The 17686-nt window shown below is 65.1% G+C and carries 19 protein-coding genes; 11 read left to right on the plus strand and 8 right to left on the minus strand.

Annotation, left to right across the window (positions count from 1 at the left end; all coding sequences use genetic code 11):
• Nucleotides 1-154: 154 nt before the first annotated feature.
• Entirely contained in the window at nt 155-1072 is a 918-nt protein-coding gene (locus tag ACZYZ7_RS27290; RefSeq protein ID WP_463742217.1) for an alpha/beta hydrolase, read from the minus strand.
• Nucleotides 1073-1200: 128 nt separating this feature from the next.
• On the opposite strand from ACZYZ7_RS27290, the gene ACZYZ7_RS27295 reads away from it, so the two are divergent.
• On the plus strand, nt 1201-1581 hold the full coding sequence (locus ACZYZ7_RS27295; RefSeq protein WP_463742218.1) for a nuclear transport factor 2 family protein: 381 nt from the start codon (nt 1201-1203) through the stop codon (nt 1579-1581).
• Between the two features lie 93 nt (nt 1582-1674).
• A complete protein-coding gene (locus ACZYZ7_RS27300; RefSeq protein ID WP_450070037.1) occupies nt 1675-2016 on the plus strand; it encodes a hypothetical protein in 342 nt (113 codons plus the stop codon).
• Between the two features lie 49 nt (nt 2017-2065).
• On the opposite strand, the gene ACZYZ7_RS27305 is transcribed toward ACZYZ7_RS27300, so the two are convergent.
• The 3 genes from ACZYZ7_RS27305 to ychF form a co-directional block, all read right to left on the minus strand.
• A complete protein-coding gene (locus ACZYZ7_RS27305; RefSeq protein WP_450070038.1) occupies nt 2066-2578 on the minus strand; it encodes an OsmC family protein in 513 nt (170 codons plus the stop codon).
• A 177-nt stretch (nt 2579-2755) separates the two neighbouring features.
• Complete coding sequence (locus tag ACZYZ7_RS27310) at nt 2756-3055, minus strand: putative quinol monooxygenase (protein ID WP_450070039.1); 300 nt, start codon at nt 3053-3055, stop codon at nt 2756-2758.
• 10 nt (nt 3056-3065) lie between these two features.
• Nucleotides 3066-4139, minus strand: a complete 1074-nt coding sequence (gene ychF / locus ACZYZ7_RS27315; protein ID WP_450070040.1) for a redox-regulated ATPase YchF — start codon at nt 4137-4139, stop codon at nt 3066-3068.
• 84 nt (nt 4140-4223) lie between these two features.
• Here ychF and ACZYZ7_RS27320 point away from each other — a divergent pair, with 84 nt between their 5' ends.
• Entirely contained in the window at nt 4224-5426 is a 1203-nt protein-coding gene (locus ACZYZ7_RS27320) for a DUF6542 domain-containing protein (protein WP_450070041.1), read from the plus strand.
• Between the two features lie 28 nt (nt 5427-5454).
• On the opposite strand, the gene ACZYZ7_RS27325 is transcribed toward ACZYZ7_RS27320, so the two are convergent.
• Complete coding sequence (locus tag ACZYZ7_RS27325; RefSeq protein ID WP_135457516.1) at nt 5455-6468, minus strand: 4-hydroxy-3-methylbut-2-enyl diphosphate reductase; 1014 nt, start codon at nt 6466-6468, stop codon at nt 5455-5457.
• A gap of 53 nt (nt 6469-6521) precedes the next feature.
• On the opposite strand from ACZYZ7_RS27325, the gene ACZYZ7_RS27330 reads away from it, so the two are divergent.
• The 4 genes from ACZYZ7_RS27330 (at nt 6522) to ACZYZ7_RS27345 (ending at nt 9705) form a co-directional block, all read left to right on the plus strand.
• Nucleotides 6522-7106 (plus strand): lipid droplet-associated protein, encoded by a 585-nt coding sequence (locus ACZYZ7_RS27330; RefSeq protein WP_450070042.1) that lies wholly within the window; start codon nt 6522-6524, stop codon nt 7104-7106.
• Nucleotides 7103-8332: an exodeoxyribonuclease VII large subunit gene (gene xseA / locus ACZYZ7_RS27335; protein WP_450070043.1), complete on the plus strand. Its 1230-nt coding sequence runs from the start codon at nt 7103-7105 to the stop codon at nt 8330-8332. Before ACZYZ7_RS27330 ends, xseA begins: the two co-directional genes overlap by 4 nt.
• 11 nt (nt 8333-8343) lie before the next feature.
• Nucleotides 8344-8556, plus strand: coding sequence for an exodeoxyribonuclease VII small subunit (locus tag ACZYZ7_RS27340; protein ID WP_135457523.1), 213 nt, complete (start codon nt 8344-8346; stop codon nt 8554-8556).
• A 63-nt stretch (nt 8557-8619) separates the two neighbouring features.
• Nucleotides 8620-9705, plus strand: a complete 1086-nt coding sequence (locus ACZYZ7_RS27345) for a 3-beta-hydroxysteroid dehydrogenase (RefSeq protein ID WP_135457525.1) — start codon at nt 8620-8622, stop codon at nt 9703-9705.
• 9 nt (nt 9706-9714) lie between these two features.
• On the opposite strand, the gene ACZYZ7_RS27350 is transcribed toward ACZYZ7_RS27345, so the two are convergent.
• Together ACZYZ7_RS27350 and ACZYZ7_RS27355 are read right to left on the minus strand one after the other, a co-directional pair.
• Nucleotides 9715-9990, minus strand: a complete 276-nt coding sequence (locus tag ACZYZ7_RS27350; protein ID WP_450070044.1) for a DUF1876 domain-containing protein — start codon at nt 9988-9990, stop codon at nt 9715-9717.
• Between the two features lie 62 nt (nt 9991-10052).
• Entirely contained in the window at nt 10053-11690 is a 1638-nt protein-coding gene (locus ACZYZ7_RS27355; RefSeq protein ID WP_450070045.1) for a fatty acyl-AMP ligase, read from the minus strand.
• A 440-nt stretch (nt 11691-12130) separates the two neighbouring features.
• Between ACZYZ7_RS27355 and ACZYZ7_RS27360 the strand changes: the two genes are divergently transcribed.
• Genes ACZYZ7_RS27360 through ACZYZ7_RS27375 form a run of 4 tightly spaced genes read left to right on the plus strand, consistent with a single transcriptional unit; the run spans nt 12131 to nt 17069 of the window.
• Entirely contained in the window at nt 12131-13681 is a 1551-nt protein-coding gene (locus ACZYZ7_RS27360) for an arylsulfatase (protein ID WP_450070046.1), read from the plus strand.
• Nucleotides 13682-13684: 3 nt separating this feature from the next.
• Nucleotides 13685-15238 (plus strand): arylsulfatase, encoded by a 1554-nt coding sequence (locus tag ACZYZ7_RS27365; RefSeq protein WP_450070047.1) that lies wholly within the window; start codon nt 13685-13687, stop codon nt 15236-15238.
• Between the two features lie 3 nt (nt 15239-15241).
• Complete coding sequence (locus ACZYZ7_RS27370) at nt 15242-16153, plus strand: HAD family hydrolase (protein ID WP_135457532.1); 912 nt, start codon at nt 15242-15244, stop codon at nt 16151-16153.
• A gap of 28 nt (nt 16154-16181) precedes the next feature.
• Nucleotides 16182-17069, plus strand: a complete 888-nt coding sequence (locus ACZYZ7_RS27375) for a formylglycine-generating enzyme family protein (protein ID WP_450070048.1) — start codon at nt 16182-16184, stop codon at nt 17067-17069.
• Here ACZYZ7_RS27375 and ACZYZ7_RS27380 read toward each other — a convergent pair.
• Nucleotides 17066-17632, minus strand: a complete 567-nt coding sequence (locus ACZYZ7_RS27380) for a TetR/AcrR family transcriptional regulator (RefSeq protein ID WP_450070049.1) — start codon at nt 17630-17632, stop codon at nt 17066-17068. The genes ACZYZ7_RS27375 and ACZYZ7_RS27380 overlap by 4 nt on opposite strands.
• Nucleotides 17633-17686: the final 54 nt, after the last annotated feature.

A 17686-nucleotide genomic window follows, 5' to 3' on the forward strand; every position in this document is an offset into this window, starting at 1 on the left:
TCGCCCAACCGCTTCCCGGCAGGCATCGCGGATGCGGTTCCACCGGCGACTACGCCCGGCTACGTCTGGGATCAACATCGTCGGGTGCGGGCAGATCGCGGCCGAGATCAGCGCCATCGGCTCCGCCGAACAACGTATCGCTGGGCGACACCGCTCATGGCATAGCTCCGATCCGGCCTCGCAGCCATCCGTCAATCCCGTCCAGAGCAGCTTGCGCCATCGAGGTCGTATGCCCGGTGAACGCATGCGGCGACGCGGGGTAGACCCGCAGATCAACTTCGACACCCGCTGCGGCGAGCCTCGCCGCCATAGCGACGTTGTCCTCAAGAAGAACATCCTCTGCACCGATCACCATCAGGACCGGCGGGAGGTCCTTGAGCTCGGCAAAAATGGGCGAGACATCCGGATCGGTGCGATCTGGCACGTCTCCTGCGTACGCACTGAGGAAATACTCGTCAGCGATGAGACGGCCCGCCGGCGTCTGCGCGGAAAGATCGAACGTGCCGCACTGAACAACCGCCCCACCGAACACATGAAGCCCCCGGTCGCGTAACCGGACCAGCGTCGTGACCACAAGTGTGGATCCTGCGGAGAATCCCGCGATGGCCAGCCGCGCTGTACCGAATCGTGTTTCCGAGTTCTCGGCGAGCCACAAAGCCGCAGTCTCGCAGTCATCCGGGGCTGCGGGCCACGGGTGCTCGGGCGCCAGTCGATAGTCGACGCTGACCACCGCGACCCCCAACGTCTCGACGAGACGTCGATTCTGAACGTCACTGCGCGCGGCCGAGCCCAGATAGAAGCCGCCGGTGTGAATCTCGAGCAACACGCCCGCGGCAACTCGATCCGTCGGGGTGTGAATACGGACAGACACACTTCGCCCGCCGGCGGTCACCGTCTCCACCAAGGGGGATGGCTCACATTCGGCAGGTGCGGGCATCGCGTCGCGGGCGGCGAAAAGCTCACTCAGACTTGTCGGTCCGCGGCCGGATGGCCGCCGCGCGTAGAACACGCGAGACTCATCGACGAATGCGAGCAACGACGGGTCAGTCAGGGAAGACAGCCGCAAACGCATGCGAACAGCCTACGAACTTGCCGATCGTCAGGTTGACCGGAAACCGGTCAGACGTTGAAGCAGAACGCCACCAGATTGCTGGACCGAACAACATGGCATCGATCAGCCCGCCCGATACGGTTTTTGCCATGGACGAAGACAACCTGCGCACCGCTGTTGAGGCACATTGGGCGTCATCCGACATGAACGACTTCGACGCCGAGCATCGAATCTACCGGGCCGACGCGGTCCTCGAATATCCCCAATCAGGTGAACGGATCCGCGGGCGGGACAGCATTCAGGCTTCGCGCGAAGCCCAGCCGAATGCCAAACGCTTCACGGTCCGCCGCATCCTCGGTGACGGTGATCTATGGATCAGCGAACTCGTTCTGACCTACGACGGGCAACCGTCATACGTGGTGAGCATCATGGAATTCGTGGACGGTGAGGTCGTCCGCGAGACCCAGTACTTCGGAGATCCGTTCAGCCCCGGGCCATCCCGCACTCAGTGGGTCGAATCGATGGAGTGACCGCGGAGCTCACACGTTGATGCGGAACCCCACCCAGTTACCTCACCTGTCAACATCTCCGCCAGCGTGGCGTTTGGCGCTAAATTTCCACATGTGATCAACGATGTTGACGACTCCGAGGTGATCCGCCAGTGCCTGTGGGCCGCTGTCGACGGGCCTTTCTTCCCCGACTGGGTATTTCATACGTTGATCGGCCTGGATCGCAACGAGGTCCGACGCATCGCAGAAAGCTGGCCAGATTGGGAAGACGAGGACGAGCAGAACCTCGCAATCAACAACGCGCTGAACAACTTGCTCGGGTACCCACATAACCGGTGGGATGTCTGGCACGACTACATCTCAGCTACGGGACCCGAGCTATGTGGCGTGTATGCACGATTTCGCGGTGAGCCGCTGGACCTCTCAACCAAAGGTTACTGCGAGCGCATGAGCTGATACTCGCTGCGCGCATGTTTGCTCGGCGAGCGTGGGCCCTATGCGAGGACTACCCGACTTCCAACGTCGCGCGCACCGGCGTCGTATTCCGGGTCAGATCCAGCACCGGGCAGTGCGCCTCGACGGCCTCATGCAGCTCGCGGTAGCGTTCCTCGGATTCCGGCCCGGTCACCTTAACCATCACCCGGATCTCGCCGAAACCCGCCCGCACACCCTCGTCCAGTCCGAAGAAGCCACGGACGTCGAGGTCGCCTTCGGCACGCGCGGAAATGTCGTCCACTGCGATATCGAGCTTCTCCGACCAGAACCGCCACGTCACGACATGGCAGGACAGCAGTGAGGCCAAGTAGAACTCGACCGGATTCGGGGCCTTGTTCTCCCCACCCAACGCCGGCGGCTCGTCCACCTCAACGCGGTACTGCCCCAGCGTGACCGAGCTGGCCACCGCGCCATGCGCCTGCGCGGCTGCCCGGAACACCACCTTCGCATTGGCTTCGTTTGCCGCGACCGCATCGGCGGTGGCGGCGATTATCCCGGCGAGGTGATTGGTCGATGTCGTCACAAGAAGGCGATAGTAACGACCGGCAAACGGCGTTAGGACCGAGCGTGTGGCTTGGGCACGAAAACCGCGCGGACTGCGTGCACATCCCCACGTTCGACGCATGCCCGGCTACACGTTGAAGCGGAACTCCACCAGATTCCATGGCCGATAAAACATCTGCGCCAACCCTCCAAGGAGTCATTGCGATGTTCCACGGATCGAGTATCGACGTTCGATTCCCGCAGTGACCCGACCCCACTCGCTCGTGGCAACCCGTGCCTGATGCGCATCGAATGCTGCATCGTTGACAAACCGCTCGTCAACTTGCCAGACGTAGAGGTCGTCGGTGCGGTGAACCTCGAACGAAATACATCCTTGCTCGGCACGCGTCAAGTCGATGTGGCGCGACAGATGCCGCTGGACAGTAGCCACCTCGTCATCAGTCGCACACACCAACTGCCCGCTGAGGATGACTTGCGTTGCCAGCTCTCCGAACACAACATGCCCCTTACACGTTGAAGCGGAACTCCACGACGTCTCCGTCGACCATCACGTAGTCCTTGCCTTCCATCCGGACCTTGCCCGCGGCCTTGGCAGCCGCCATCGACCCAGCCTCGACGAGATCGTCGAACGACACGACCTCAGCCTTGATGAAGCCCTTTTCGAAGTCGGTATGGATCACGCCGGCCGCTTTGGGAGCGGTGTCGCCCTGGTGGATGGTCCAGGCGCGCGATTCCTTCGGCCCGGCCGTCAGATAGGTCTGCAGCCGCAGGGTGTGGAAGCCGGCGCGGGCCAGTGCGTCCAGGCCACGCTCGGTCTGCCCGATCGACTCCAGCAGCTCGTTGGCCGACTCGTCATCGAGCTCGATCAATTCCGATTCGATCTTGGCGTCCAGGAACACCGCGTCGGCCGGGGCCACCAGTGCACGCAGCTCGGCCTGCTTCGCCGCATCGGTGAGCACCGACTCATCGGCGTTGAACACGTACAGGAACGGCTTGGTGGTCATCAAATTCAGCTCACGCAGCACCGACCAGTCCTTGCCGGTGGAGAAGAGCGTCTTGCTGTCGTCGAACACCGCCTGGGCCGCGACCGCCGCGTCCAGGACCGGCTTGCGCTCCTTGTTGTTGCGGGCTTCCTTCTCCAGGCGCGGCACCGCTTTCTCCAGCGTCTGCATGTCGGCCAGGATCAGCTCGGTCTCGATCACCTCGATGTCCGAGCGCGGATCCACCCGCCCGTCGACGTGCACCACGTCGTCATCGGCGAACACGCGCACCACCTGACAGATGGCGTCGCACTCGCGGATGTTGGCGAGGAACTTGTTGCCGAGGCCGGCGCCCTCTGAGGCGCCTTTGACGATGCCTGCGATGTCGACGAACGTCACCGGGGCCGGCACGGTCTTCTCCGAGCCGAAGATCTCGGCGAGCTTGTCGAGCCGGGGATCGGGCAGCGGAACCACGCCCTCATTGGGCTCGATGGTCGCAAACGGGTAGTTGGCCGCCAACACGTCATTCCGTGTCAGGGCATTGAACAGAGTCGACTTTCCGACGTTCGGCAAACCGACGATTCCCAGGTTCAGGCTCACAGGGACCACAGTCTAGGCGGGTGTGACGGGCACGCCAGCGCGAGCTGGCAGCACGCGGCCAGACTGAGCCGGTACGGTCTACGTGTGTCAGGACAGCGCGCACAGTCGGCAGTGCCGGCTGACCATCGCTCTGTACACCCGCAATTCGCCGGTGTGCCGTGGTGGGGAGCTGTGCTGATTGCGATCACGGCTACCGCGATCGGCTTTGCTTTCGATGCCGGTTCGGGCAATCGCGAGCTCAGTTCGGTGTTCGCGGTCTGCTATTCACTCGGTTGCATTTTGGCTGTTCTGGTGGTCCAGCAGGCCGGTCTGTTCACGGCCGTGATCCAGCCCCCACTCATCCTTTTCGTCGCCGTTCCCGGGTCCTATTTCCTGTTCCACGGCGGCCAGCTGGCCGGGGTGAAGGACCTCGCGATCAACTGCGGATATCCACTGATCGAACGCTTCCCGCTGATGCTGTTCCTGTCAGCGGCAGTGCTGCTGATCGGACTCGGCCGGTGGTACGTCGGTCTGACATCCCGTCGTGGAGCCGAAGCAGATGGGACGGCCGACTCCAGAACGGCCGAAACAGCCAAGGCCACGCCCGCCGCGGGAATTGTGTCATCCGTCACAGCGAAACTTTCCGGGCTGGTTCTCCGCAAACCCGCCACCGCGTCGACCCGCCGGGAGCGGACGGCCCGGCAGGACGACGCGGCCGATGCCCCGCCACGGCGGCGCCCATCCGAACGGCCCCCGCGCCGGCGTCCGGCCGGCGCAGAGCCCGGCACGGGTGCTGCAGCGGCAGCCGCAGCGGCCTCCGGGCGGCCCCGCGGCGAGCGCAGGCCGACCAAGCGCACCGCAGCGCCGCGCCCCCGCCCGACCCGTGGCGCCGACAGCGATCTCAGCAGCGAACTCGACGGCGCGATGCCCGAGCGGCCGCGGCGGCCCAGGCCCCCGCGCTCAGCCGAGCCGGGAGGCGGCGAGCCGCGCCGGCGGGTGCGGACCCAGCCGCGCGACCCGCGCAAGCAGCCGCCGCCGGAGCGCCGTGACACCGGCTCGTTCGACGCCCCACATGAGCGGCCGCAGCGGCCGCGCCGCCGATTCGACGACTACCAGCCGTTCGAGGATTCCTTCGAGCAGCCCAAGCAGGCACCCAACGGTTCCGGCCGCTCGACGCACCATCCGGTGTCGCGGGTGCGCTACCGCGGTTCTGAGGACGAGGACCACCGGGTGGAGCACCGCATGCGGCCTCGCTCGTCAAAGGGTGCAGCGGCCAGGGGCCGCCACTCCTCGGATCACGACGACTGATCTACGCCTGGTCGACGCCTGACGCCGATCAGGCGCGCGGCGGGCGGATCTCACGCGGCAGCGAGAACACCAACGTCTCGTTGGCCGTGGTGACCGGCTGCACGGTCCCATAGCCGTACTCGGCCAGCCGTTCGAGCACACCGCGCACCAGCACCTCGGGCACCGATGCCCCGGAAGTGACACCCACGGTGGTGACGCCCTCCAACCAGGCCGGGTCGATGTCCTCGGCGTAGTCCACCAGGTGTGAAGCCTGCGAGCCGGCGCCCAGGGCCACCTCGACCAACCGCACCGAGTTCGACGAGTTGCGCGAACCGACCACGATCACCAGCTCGCATTCGGGAGCCATCGCCTTGACGGCCACCTGACGGTTCTGCGTGGCGTAGCAGATGTCGTCGCTCGGCGGATCCTGCAATGTCGGGAACTTCTCGCGTAGCCGGCGCACCGTCTCCATGGTCTCGTCGACGCTCAGCGTCGTCTGCGACAACCAGATGACCTTGTCCGGGTCGCGCACCGTGACCTTGTCCACCGCGTCCGGATTGTCGACGACCTGGACGTGGTCGGGCGCCTCACCGGCGGTGCCGACAACCTCTTCGTGGCCCTCGTGGCCGATCAGCAGGATGTCGAAATCGTCGCGGGCGAACCGCTTGGCCTCGTTGTGCACCTTGGTGACCAGCGGGCAGGTGGCGTCGATGACCTGCAGGCTGCGCTCGGCAGCGGTCTGGTGCACGGTCGGCGCCACACCGTGCGCCGAGAACACCACGATCGCCCCTTCGGGCACTTCGTCGGTCTCGTCGACGAATACCGCGCCGGCCTTGGCCAGCGTCTCCACCACGTGCTTGTTGTGCACGATCTCGTGGCGCACGTAGACCGGAGCGCCGTGCTTCTCCAAGGCGCGCTCCACGGTCTCGACGGCGCGGTCCACACCGGCGCAGTACCCACGAGGCTCGGCCAGCAGGACCCGTTTGCCGGAGACTTGCGAACCACCGCCTGACCTCACCGAGCTGGTGGCACCCGGGATACCCATGTTGATTGTCGGCGGCATGTCTCCAGGGTACGGGCCCACCGCAGCGCCGAGCCAGCCGTAGGCTGTGGGCCATGGGAACTGCACCGTATGGGGTCCGGCTGCTGGTGGGTGCGGCAGCAACCGCCCTGGAAGAAACCCGCAAGTTGCCTCAGACGATCCTGACCTACCCCATGACGGTGGCCAGCCAGGCGGCCAACCTCGTCATGCATGTCCAGCAGAACCTCGCTGAGCTGGTGGTCAAGGGCGACGAGACACTCGAGCAGCTGTTTCCGCCCAAGGACGAGCAGCCCGAGTGGGCCACCTTCGACGAGGATTTCGAGTCCGACCCCGACTCTAAGGACGACGCCGACGGGCCGGCAGCCGGCGACGGCGAGCGGCGCACCGAGGGCCGGTTCGCCCTGTACAGCACCGGAGAGCCCGAGTCGGCCGGCTCGACGAACGGCAAGGCCGGGGGTGCGACCGCCGCAGGTGCAGCACCCGACGTCGCGGGCGAACTCGGCTACGACGCGCTGACGCTGGCGCAGCTGCGCGCGCGGTTGACCGCCCTGCGGGTGGCCGACCTTGAGGCGCTGCTGGCCTACGAGGAGGCCGGCCGGGCCCGCGCACCGTTCGTGACGCTGCTCGCCAACAGGATCACCCGCGCGACCGCGAAGTGACCGAACCGGGCCAATCACCGGAAAACCCCTGGCCGGTCCGCGCCGTGGCGACCCGCGTCGCAAAATGGATCGACCGGCTCGGCACGGTATGGGTCGAGGGGCAGCTGACCGAACTCAAGGTCCGCCCGGACTCCAAGACCGTCTTCATGGTGCTGCGGGATCCGGCAGCCGATATGTCGCTGACGCTGACCTGCCCGCGCGACCTGGTGCGCAACGCCCCGGTCAAGCTGACCGAGGGCACCCAGGTGATCATCTGCGGCAAGCCCAATTTCTACACCGGTCGCGGCACATTCTCGTTGCGGGTCAGCGAGATTCGTGCGGTCGGCATCGGTGAGCTGTTGGCCCGGATCGAGCGGTTGCGCCGGCTACTGGAGGCCGAAGGACTCTTCGATCCGCGACTCAAACGGCCAATCCCGTTCCTGCCCAACACCATCGGTCTGATCACCGGCCGCGCCTCGGCCGCCGAGCGTGATGTCACCACGGTCGCCGGTACCCGCTGGCCCGCGGTGCGCTTCGCGATCCGCAACACCATCGTGCAGGGGCCCAACGCGGTTCCGCAGATCGTCGACGCTTTAGCAGCACTGGACGCTATGCCCGACGTTGACGTGATCGTCCTCGCACGCGGCGGCGGCAGCGTGGAGGACCTGCTGCCGTTCTCGGACGAGACGCTGTGCCGGGCCATCGCCGCCTGCCGCACGCCGGTGGTCAGCGCGATCGGTCACGAACCCGACACTCCCCTGTCCGATCTGGTCGCCGACGTGCGCGCGGCCACCCCGACCGACGCGGCCAAGCGGATCGTGCCCGATGCGGCCGCCGAACAGGCGCTGATCACCGATCTGCACCGGCGCAGCGCCCGCGCACTACGCAACTGGGTACACCGCGAGCAGCACCGTCTGGAGCAGTTGCGCAGCCGCCCGGTACTCGCGCAACCTCTCGCCGGTCTCACCGCGCGGGCAGACGAGATCGCCCGGGCCCGGGCCACCGCCCAACGCGATATCACCCGGTTGATCGCCGCGGGGGCCGACACCGTCGGCCATCTGTCGGCGCGGCTGACCGCGCTCGGCCCGGCGGCGACGCTGGCCCGCGGCTATGCGGTGGTCCAGGCGGTCCCGGAGTCGGGGGCACCGACGGTTCTACGTTCAGTGGCCGACGCCCCGAACGGCACCCGGCTGCGAGTGCGGGTGTCCGACGGAGTGATCTCGGCTGTCAGCGACGGCAGCGAGTAGAGGATGTGAGCATGAAGCCTATTAGTGAATTGGGCTATGAAGAGGCCCGCGACGAATTGGTCGCCGTCGTGCAGCAGTTGGAGCAGGGTGGGCTGGATCTCGACGCTTCGCTGAATCTCTGGGAGCGTGGCGAGAAGCTGGCACAACGCTGCGAAGAACACTTAGCTGGAGCGCGGCAGCGGGTCGAGCAGGCCCTGGCCGCGCGCGAGTCCGAAGAATCTTGATGCAGCAACTATTTTTGCCGATCCCGGTCGAAACTGGAACCTGTTTCAGTTAAGCTGCCCAGCATGGGTGACGCATCTCTGACCACTGAACTCGGCCGCGTCCTGGTGACGGGTGGCTCCGGCTTCGTCGGCGCCAACCTGGTGACCGAGCTGCTCGACCGCGGCTACGCGGTGCGCTCGTTCGACCGCGCACCGTCGCCGCTGGGCGATCACGCCGGCCTGGAGGTCATCGAGGGCGACATCTGCAACCCGGAGACCGTGGCCGACGCCGTCAAGGACATCGACACGATCATTCACACCGCTGCGATCATCGACCTGATGGGCGGCGCCTCGGTCACTGAGGAGTACCGGCAGCGCAGCTTCGCCGTCAACGTCGAGGGCACCAAGAACCTGGTGCACGCGGGCCAGGCCGCCGGCGTCAAGCGCTTCGTCTACACCGCCTCCAACAGCGTGGTGATGGGCGGACAGGACATCGTCAACGGTGACGAGACCATGCCGTACACCACCCGGTTCAACGACCTGTACACCGAGACCAAGGTCGTGGCCGAGAAGTTCGTGCTCTCCCAGAACGGCGAGCAGGGCATGCTGACGTGTTCGATCCGGCCCAGCGGCATCTGGGGCCGCGGCGATCAGACCATGTTCCGCAAGGTGTTCGAGAACGTTCTGGCCGGACACGTCAAGGTGCTCGTCGGCAACAAGAACATCAAGCTCGACAACTCCTACGTGCACAACCTGATCCACGGGTTCATCCTGGCCGGCCAGCACCTGGTCCCCGGTGGCACCGCACCCGGTCAGGCGTACTTCATCAACGACGGTGAACCGATGAACATGTTCGAGTTCGCCCGCCCGGTGATCGCGGCGTGCGGCCGGAAGCTACCGACGTTCTACGTGTCCGGCAAGCTGGTACACAAGGTGATGATGGCCTGGCAGTGGCTGCACTTCAAGTTCGCCCTCCCCGAGCCGTTGATCGAACCCCTTGCGGTGGAACGGCTTTACCTCAACAACTACTTCTCGATCGCCAAGGCCGGACGCGACTTGGGCTACAAGCCGCTGTTCACCACTGAGCAGGCCATGACCGAGTGCATGCCCTACTACGTCGACCTGTTCCACCAGATGGAGTCCGGGTCCAAGCAGTCCGTCACCGCGTAGGGTCTCCCCTCAGCGGTACAGGTGCACCGGATGGTGCGTGGACTGTTCGATCCGTGCCGATGCGGCATGCAGTAGTTCGGTGCCCAGCGAGATGAGCGCGCGGGCCGCCGCGATCTCCTCACCGATCATCGGCGCGCCGGGGTCTTTGGGGTTCCGGTAGGCGTCTCCGGTGGTGGATATCGTGTCGTCGCGCACCTGTGCCCGGACCGAGGCATGGGTGTGGACCTCGTCTTCGGAGAACTCGATCTCGACGAGCCACTTGTTGGTCAGATCCTTGTCGTACATGTCGGACACCTCCACCTACAACTGTGCGCCGGGCACGGCGAGGATGCCAACAGTTTGGCGAGTCATTGGCCGACCAGGGACAGCGCGAACCCGCGACGAAGCTTGCCCGACGGTGTTTTCGGGATGGCTCCCGGCGGTAGGACGACGACCGTGCGTGGCCGTGCATCCACTTCGGTGACCACATGATGGGCGACGGCATGCTGGATGCGGCGGACCTCGCTATGGTCATCGAACGCACTCGATTCCACTGCGACCGCGAAGGACTCCGTCGAACGCCCGGAATGCAGTCGCACCGCAACGGCACAACCCGGTCGCACGCCATCGACGCGACCGGCAGCACGCTCGATGTCGGTCGGATGGATGTTCCGCCCGGCCATGATGATTACATCCTTGACCCGGCCACAGACCACGATGTGGCCGTTCTCCATCAGGTAGCCCAGATCGCCGGTGTCGTACCAGCCCCGCTCGTCCTGTGCGGGCACAAATCCCGCCGCCGTGGTGTAGCCCCGGGTCAGTGATTCGCCGCGGACCTGGATCACTCCGACACCGCGGGCCGGAAGCACTTTCCCGTCCTCGTCGACAATGCGGGCTTTGAGCCCACTCAGCAAGGGGCCCAGTGTCGCCAACCGGCGACGATTGCCGTTCTTCGTCGGCACCGCACGTCGCAGCGTCGCCAGGATGTCGGCATCCACCTCATCGACCACGAGGCCGGAGTTGCACTCCGAGAACGAAACCGCGACCGTGGTCTCGGCCATGCCGTACGCCGGCAGAATCGCTTCTGGTCGCAAGCCGAACTGCTTGCCTGCAGCGCACAGATCCTCGACGTCGGCCGGCTCAACCTGCTCGGCACCTGACAGCGCCCATCGCAACGTCGACAGGTCGAACTCGCCGGGTTGGGCCTGCCTGCGCAACCGCTTGGCCAACAGTGCATAGGCGAAGTTCGGCGCGGCGGTCATCGTGCCCTTGTACTTGTCGATGAGCCTCGCCCACAGCAACGCGTCCTGCAGGAAATCCATTGGCGTGATCTTGACCAGCTCCGCACCGAAGTACATCGGAACTGTCAGGAACCCGGTCATCCCCATGTCGTGGAACAGCGGCAGCCAGCTGATGATCACGTCGCTGTCTAGGTTGTACTCGGCGCCGACGAACATCGCCTCAGCGTTGGAATGCAGGTTGCGGTGGGTGATTTGGACCGCTTTGGGAGGCCCCGTGGAGCCCGACGTCAGCTGCAACAGCGCCAGGTCGTCCTCGTCGACGTGCACCGGGTCGATCGGCTCCGTACCGAGCAGCTGCTCGATGGTGACAACGGCCAGCCCGCGCTCGGCCAGCACGGGCTCGGCACCCAGAAATGGCTCGGATAGCACAACGGTGTCGGTGTCGATGGCTCCGACCACCTCGGCCGTTTCAGCAGCCCATTTCACGAGGTCGGTGCGAGGGGTGGGTTGGTGCAGCATGGTCAGGCTGGCGCCACGCATCCAGACCGCCTGGGCGGTAGGCGCAACCTCGACCGGAAGTCCGGCCAGCACCGCGATCGCGTCGCCGCGGTCTACGCCTGCCGCGGCGAGGCCGCCCGCGACCCGACGCGCCCGCTGATGTACCTGTTCCCAGGTATGCCGAACCGGCGCATGGGGTTCACCGGTCACCATCCCCCTGGTGCTTGCATGTGCGTTTGCATACATCGTCTCGGTGAATCTGCTCATGGATCCCCCCTGAACCCATTGCGTTACGTTTCCGCGAATGATTCGTACCCGAATGGCGCACGTAATCATCGGCGATGCTCCCACGGCAATCAGAGCAATCGCAGACGGCGGCCGGACAGTCGGCACGGGACGAACCCACGATTCCGACAGAATAGCCAGCCTGGGCCAAGATTCGAGGCCATCTGCCGGTCAACCGATGTTCGTGTCGGCGTTCCTGAACGGATATTTGTTTGGGCAACAAGGCAATACGCCCGCCGAACAACGAGAATATCGAAGGAGATGGCAAATTCGACGATGGACTCCGATCGACGCCCCGGTCCCAAAGCGAGCGCGTCGGTAAATATCGGCTGAGAAGCGTCGAGAAGCCCACCGGTGGCCGGCGAAACCACATACCGTCGGCCAGAGACGAAAAAGTCGGGGATCGACAGGAGGACTGCAACATGCCAAACGGCAAGCCGAACATTCTCGTGATCTGGGGCGATGACATCGGCATCAGCAACCTGAGTTGCTACAGCGACGGCCTGATGGGCTACCACACCCCGAACATCGACCGCCTCGCCAGCGAGGGCATGCGGTTCACCGACTCCTACGGCGAGCAAAGTTGCACCGCCGGCCGCGCGGCATTCATCAGTGGGCAGAGCGTCTATCGCACCGGAATGAGCAAAGTCGGTGTGCCCGGCGTGGACATCGGTTGGGCCGCAGAGGATCCGACCATCGCCGAGCTACTCAAGCCGCTCGGGTACGTGACCGGCCAGTTCGGCAAGAACCACTTCGGCGACCTCAACAAATACCTGCCGACCGTTCACGGTTTCGACGAGTTCTACGGCAACCTCTACCATCTCAACGCCGAGGAAGAACCCGAGAACTTCGACTACCCGCACGAGGATCGGTACCCGCGGCTCTACCAGCTGGCCAAACCGCGTGGCGTGCTCAAGTGCAAGGCCACCACCGACGTGTCCACCGAACCGGACGACCCGAAGTTCGGGCCCGTCGGCAAGCAGACCATCGAGGACACCGGCCCGCTGAACACCAAGCGGATGGAGACCATCGACGAGGACATCGCCGACTCCACGGTCGACTACATCAAGCGTCAGCATGCGGAAGGCAATCCGTTCTTCGTGTGGTGCAACTTCACCCACATGCACCTCTACACCCACACCAAGCCGGAGAGCCGTGGGCAGGCCGGGCTGTGGCAGTCGCCGTACCACGACACGATGATCGACCACGACCGCAACGTCGGCACCGTGCTGAACGTGCTCGACGAGCTCGGTATCGCCGAGGACACCATCGTCATCTACTCCACCGACAACGGCCCGCACCGCAACACCTGGCCCGACGGCGGCACCACTCCGTTCCGCAGCGAGAAGAACACCAACTGGGAGGGCGCTTTCCGGATTCCCGAGCTGATCCGCTGGCCCGGAAAGATCAAGGCCGGCTCGGTCTCGAACGAGATCATCCAGCACCACGACTGGCTGCCCACCCTGTTGGCCGCCGCCGGTGATCCCGACATCGCGGAGAAGCTCAAGACGGGCCATAAAGCCGGTGCCGACGGGGAGACCGAGTACAAGGTTCACATCGACGGGTACAACCTGTTGCCGTACCTGACCGGCGAGGCGGAGACCAGCCCGCGGCGTGGGTTCTTCTATTTCTCCGACGACGGGGACCTGGTGGCGCTGCGGTTCGAGAACTGGAAGATCGTCTTCGCCGAACAGCGGTGCCAAGGCACCCTGCGGGTCTGGGCCGAGCCGTTCACCCCGCTGCGGGTGCCGAAGTTGTTCAACCTGCGCACCGACCCGTACGAGTTCGCCGACATCACGTCGAACACGTACTACGAATGGCTGCTGCGGCACGACTTCTTCGTGTTCTACGCGACCGCAATGGCGACGAAGTTCCTTGAGACGTTCAAGGACTTCCCGCCTCGGCACGCACCGGCCAGCTTCAGCGTGGATCAAGCCGTCGAGAAGTTGCACGAGTTTCTAGCGAAGGACTGAGTCATGCCGAACGGAAAACCGAACATCCTGGTCATCTGGGGCGACGACATCGGCATCTGGAACCTCAGTTGCTACAGCCGCGGCATGATGGGGTACTTCACGCCGAACATCGACCGCATCGCGAACGAAGGCATGCTGTTCACCGATTCCTATGGCGAACAGAGCTGCACCGCGGGCCGGGCATCGTTCATCACCGGTCAGAGCGTGTACCGCACCGGGATGAGCAAAGTGGGCATGCCCGGCGTCGACGTCGGACTGCAGGCCGAGGACCCGACGATCGCCGAACTGCTCAAGCCACTGGGCTATGCCACCGGGCAATTCGGCAAGAACCACCTCGGCGACCTGAACAAGTACCTACCCACCGCACACGGATTCGATGAGTTCTTCGGCAACCTGTACCACCTCAACGCCGAGGAGGAACCGGAGCACGAGGACTACCCCACCGCCGAGGAAGCCCCGAAGATGCGGGCCGCGTTGCTGCCCCGAGGCGTCATTCACTCCTGGGCCACCGACCAAGACTCCGGCGAGGTGGACGAGCGCTACGGGCCGGTGGGCAAGCAGCGCATCGAGGACACCGGACCGCTGACCAAGAAGCGGATGGAGACCGTCGATGACGAAACAACCTCCGCGTGTGCCGATTTCATCAGGCGCCAGCACGAAGCCGACACCCCCTTCTTTGTGTGGATGAACTTGACCCACATGCACTTCCGGACTCATACCAAGCCGGAGAGTCGGGGACAAGCCGGCCGCTGGCAGTCCCCGTACCACGACACCATGATCGACCACGACCGCAACGTCGGCACACTTCTCGACCTGGTCGACGACTTGGGTATCGCCGAGGACACCATCGTCATCTACTCGACAGACAACGGCCCACACGCGAACTCCTGGCCGGACGGTGCGACCACCCCGTTCCGCAGTGAGAAGGCCACCAACTGGGAGGGCGCGTTCCGCATTCCGGAGATGATTCGTTGGCCCGGGAAGATCAAGCCGGGCGCAATCTCTAATGAGATTGTGCAGCACCACGACTGGCTGCCCACCTTCTTGGCCGTGGCGGGCGACCCGGATATCGTCGAGAAGTTGAAGAAAGGCCATACGGCCGGGGCCGATGGAAAGACCGAGTACAAGGTCCATATCGACGGGTACAACCTGCTGCCATACCTCACCGGCGAGGTGGAGAAGAGTCCGCGCCGCGGAATGATCTACTTCTCCGACGACGGCGACGTGCTGGGCATCCGAGCGGACAACTGGAAGATCGTGTTCATGGAGCAACGTTGCCAGGGCACCCTGCAGGTATGGTTCGAGCCGTTCACCAAGTTGCGTGCGCCCAAGCTGTTCAATCTGCGCACCGACCCCTTCGAGCGTGCGGACGTTACATCAAACACCTACTGGGACTGGATGATCGACCGCCTGTTCCTCATGTTCTATGGCTCCGCGATCGTGACGCAGTTCCTCGATACCTTCAAGGAATTCCCGCCGCGCCAGGAGCCGGCTTCGTTCACCATCAATCACGCCGTGGACGAACTCAAGAAGTTCCTCGCAACGGGCGGCGGCTAGGCGGTGACGGAATTGCTTTCCTGGGCCGAGGGACCCACGAAGTCGGCGATCGTCGACTTCGTGGGCCGCGTCACCACCGACGGTCCGGATTTCGTTGCGCCGGAAGCCCGGGTCGCGGTCTTCGACAACGACGGCACCCTGTGGTGTGAGAAGCCGGCCTACATCCAGCTGGACTTCCTGGTGCGCCGGCTGGCCGAGCAGGCCGCCGCCGAGCCGGCGCTGGCAGCCGAGCAGCCGTATCAGGCTGCGGCCGCCGGCGATCTGGCCTGGTTCGGGGATGCCGTCACCAAGCATTACAACGGTGATGATTCGGCCCTGAAAGTCCTTGCCGGCGGCGTACTTTCGGCGTACGCGGGACTGACCGTCGAGGATCACGCGGACCGGATCGCGGCGTTCTTCGCCGAGGCGCAGCACCCGACACTGAACCGGCCGTACACCGCGTGCGGCTATCAGCCGATGGTCGAACTGCTGCGTTACCTGGAGGCCAACGGCTTCACGAACTACATCACCTCCGGTGGCGGCCGTGATTTCATGCGCCCGGTGACAGAGTCGATGTACGGCATCCCGCCGGAGCGGGTGATCGGCAGTTCGGTGGGGCTGGATTTCGTCGACGGTCAGCTCAAGACCACGGCCACACCGGAGTTCCTCAATGACGGTCCGGTCAAGGCAGTGCGCATCTGGGGGCGCGTCGGGCGTCGGCCGATCTTCGCGGCGGGCAACTCCAACGGCGATATCCAGATGTTGGAGTACGCCGGCGGCGGCACGGGCCCGTCGTTGGGTCTGCTGGTGCGTCATGACGACGCCGAACGCGAATTCGATTACACCGCAGGAGCCGAAAAAGCGCTGGGACTGGCCGCCGACCGTGGCTGGACGGTGGCGAGTATGCGCGACGATTGGACGACGGTCTTTGACTGAGTCTGCACCGAAGTGGTCGACTCGACGCATGACATCAGCCGATCTGGTCTGGATTCCGGCACAGACGGCGGTCCTCGGCTCTGACGCGCACTACCCCGAGGAGGCGCCGGCCAGGGAGGTCGCCACCGAGGGGTTCTGGATCCAGCGTCAACAGGTGACCAACGCCGATTACACCGAATTCGTGGACGCCACCGGCTATCTCACGGTCGCCGAACGTCCGGTGAACCCAGACGACTTCCCGGGCGCTCCCGCGGAAAACCTGGTTCCCGGCTCGATGGTGTTCCAGCGCACCTCGGGTCCGGTGGACCTGCGGCATATCAACCAGTGGTGGGCCTGGACGCCGGGCGCGTGCTGGAATCACCCCCGCGGGCCGCGATCGTCCCTGAAGGGACGCGAGCAGCATCCGGTGGTGCACATCGCCTTTGACGATGCCGTGGCTTATGCGGACTGGGCCGGACTGGAACTGCCGAGCGAGGCCCAGTGGGAGACCGCGGCCCGCGGCGGGATCGCCGGTGCGGCATACACGTGGGGCTACGAGCCCGAGCAACCCTGGCAGCGCCTGGCGAACTACTGGCACGGTGAGTTCCCCTACCTGCCTGACACCGGTTATGGCACAACGAAACCGGTCGGCAGCTTCGAACCCAACGGCTACGGCCTGTTCGACATGGCCGGCAACGTCTGGGAGTGGACCACGGACTGGTACGGCGAGGACCGGGCCACCACGCCGTGCTGTGCCGCAGAGACCTACGACCCGAACCAGCCTCAGTTCCAGATCGGGCGCCGGGTGATCAAGGGTGGCTCATTCCTGTGCGCCGACAGCTACTGCATGCGGTACCGCCCAGCCGCACGGCGGCCCCAGATGGTGGATACGGGCATGAGCCACATCGGTTTTCGGTGTGTCCGCCACGCCGATTAGGCCTGAGCCGCACCGAACGCCGGGGCGACGAAGCGCTTCAGCATCTGCCGCTCGGTAGCCTCGTCGGGCCCAGGCCAGACCAGCAGCGACAGCACCAGGCGCACGATCCACGCCGCAGCCGCCGGGTCGTCCTCACCCAGCCCGGTGAGTTCCGTGGCGAACGCGGCGGGCACCGGCGATTGCGTCAGATCCGCCATCCCACCCCCGCTTCGCAGCGAGCCGAGCAGCAGATCGAACATTGGATCGGCTCTAATGCGTTGCAGTGCAACGGTAATGGCGGTCAACACCCGCTGCGATCCGGTCAGTCCGTCGACCGCTCGACGGACCTCCTCCACGATCGAAGCCGCCAACCGGGCCAGCACGGCGTCGCGGATCTGCGTCTTGCCGCCCGCATGCCGGTAGACCGTCGCGCGCGAGCAGTGCACCCGCGCCGCCAGCGCATCGATGTCCAGTGCGTCGAGCCCGTCGCGGGCCGCCATCTCGGCCGCCGCGGTGTAGATGCGCTCGGCAGCCTGGGCACGCCGGTCGCCCCCGACCAACCAGTCCGCACGCCCGGGAGACATACCTGCGAATTTATCGCATGCTGAGACAGAACTGCGAATAATTCGCACCCTATA

It is taken from the genome of Mycobacterium sp. IDUB_17, assembly GCF_055419465.1.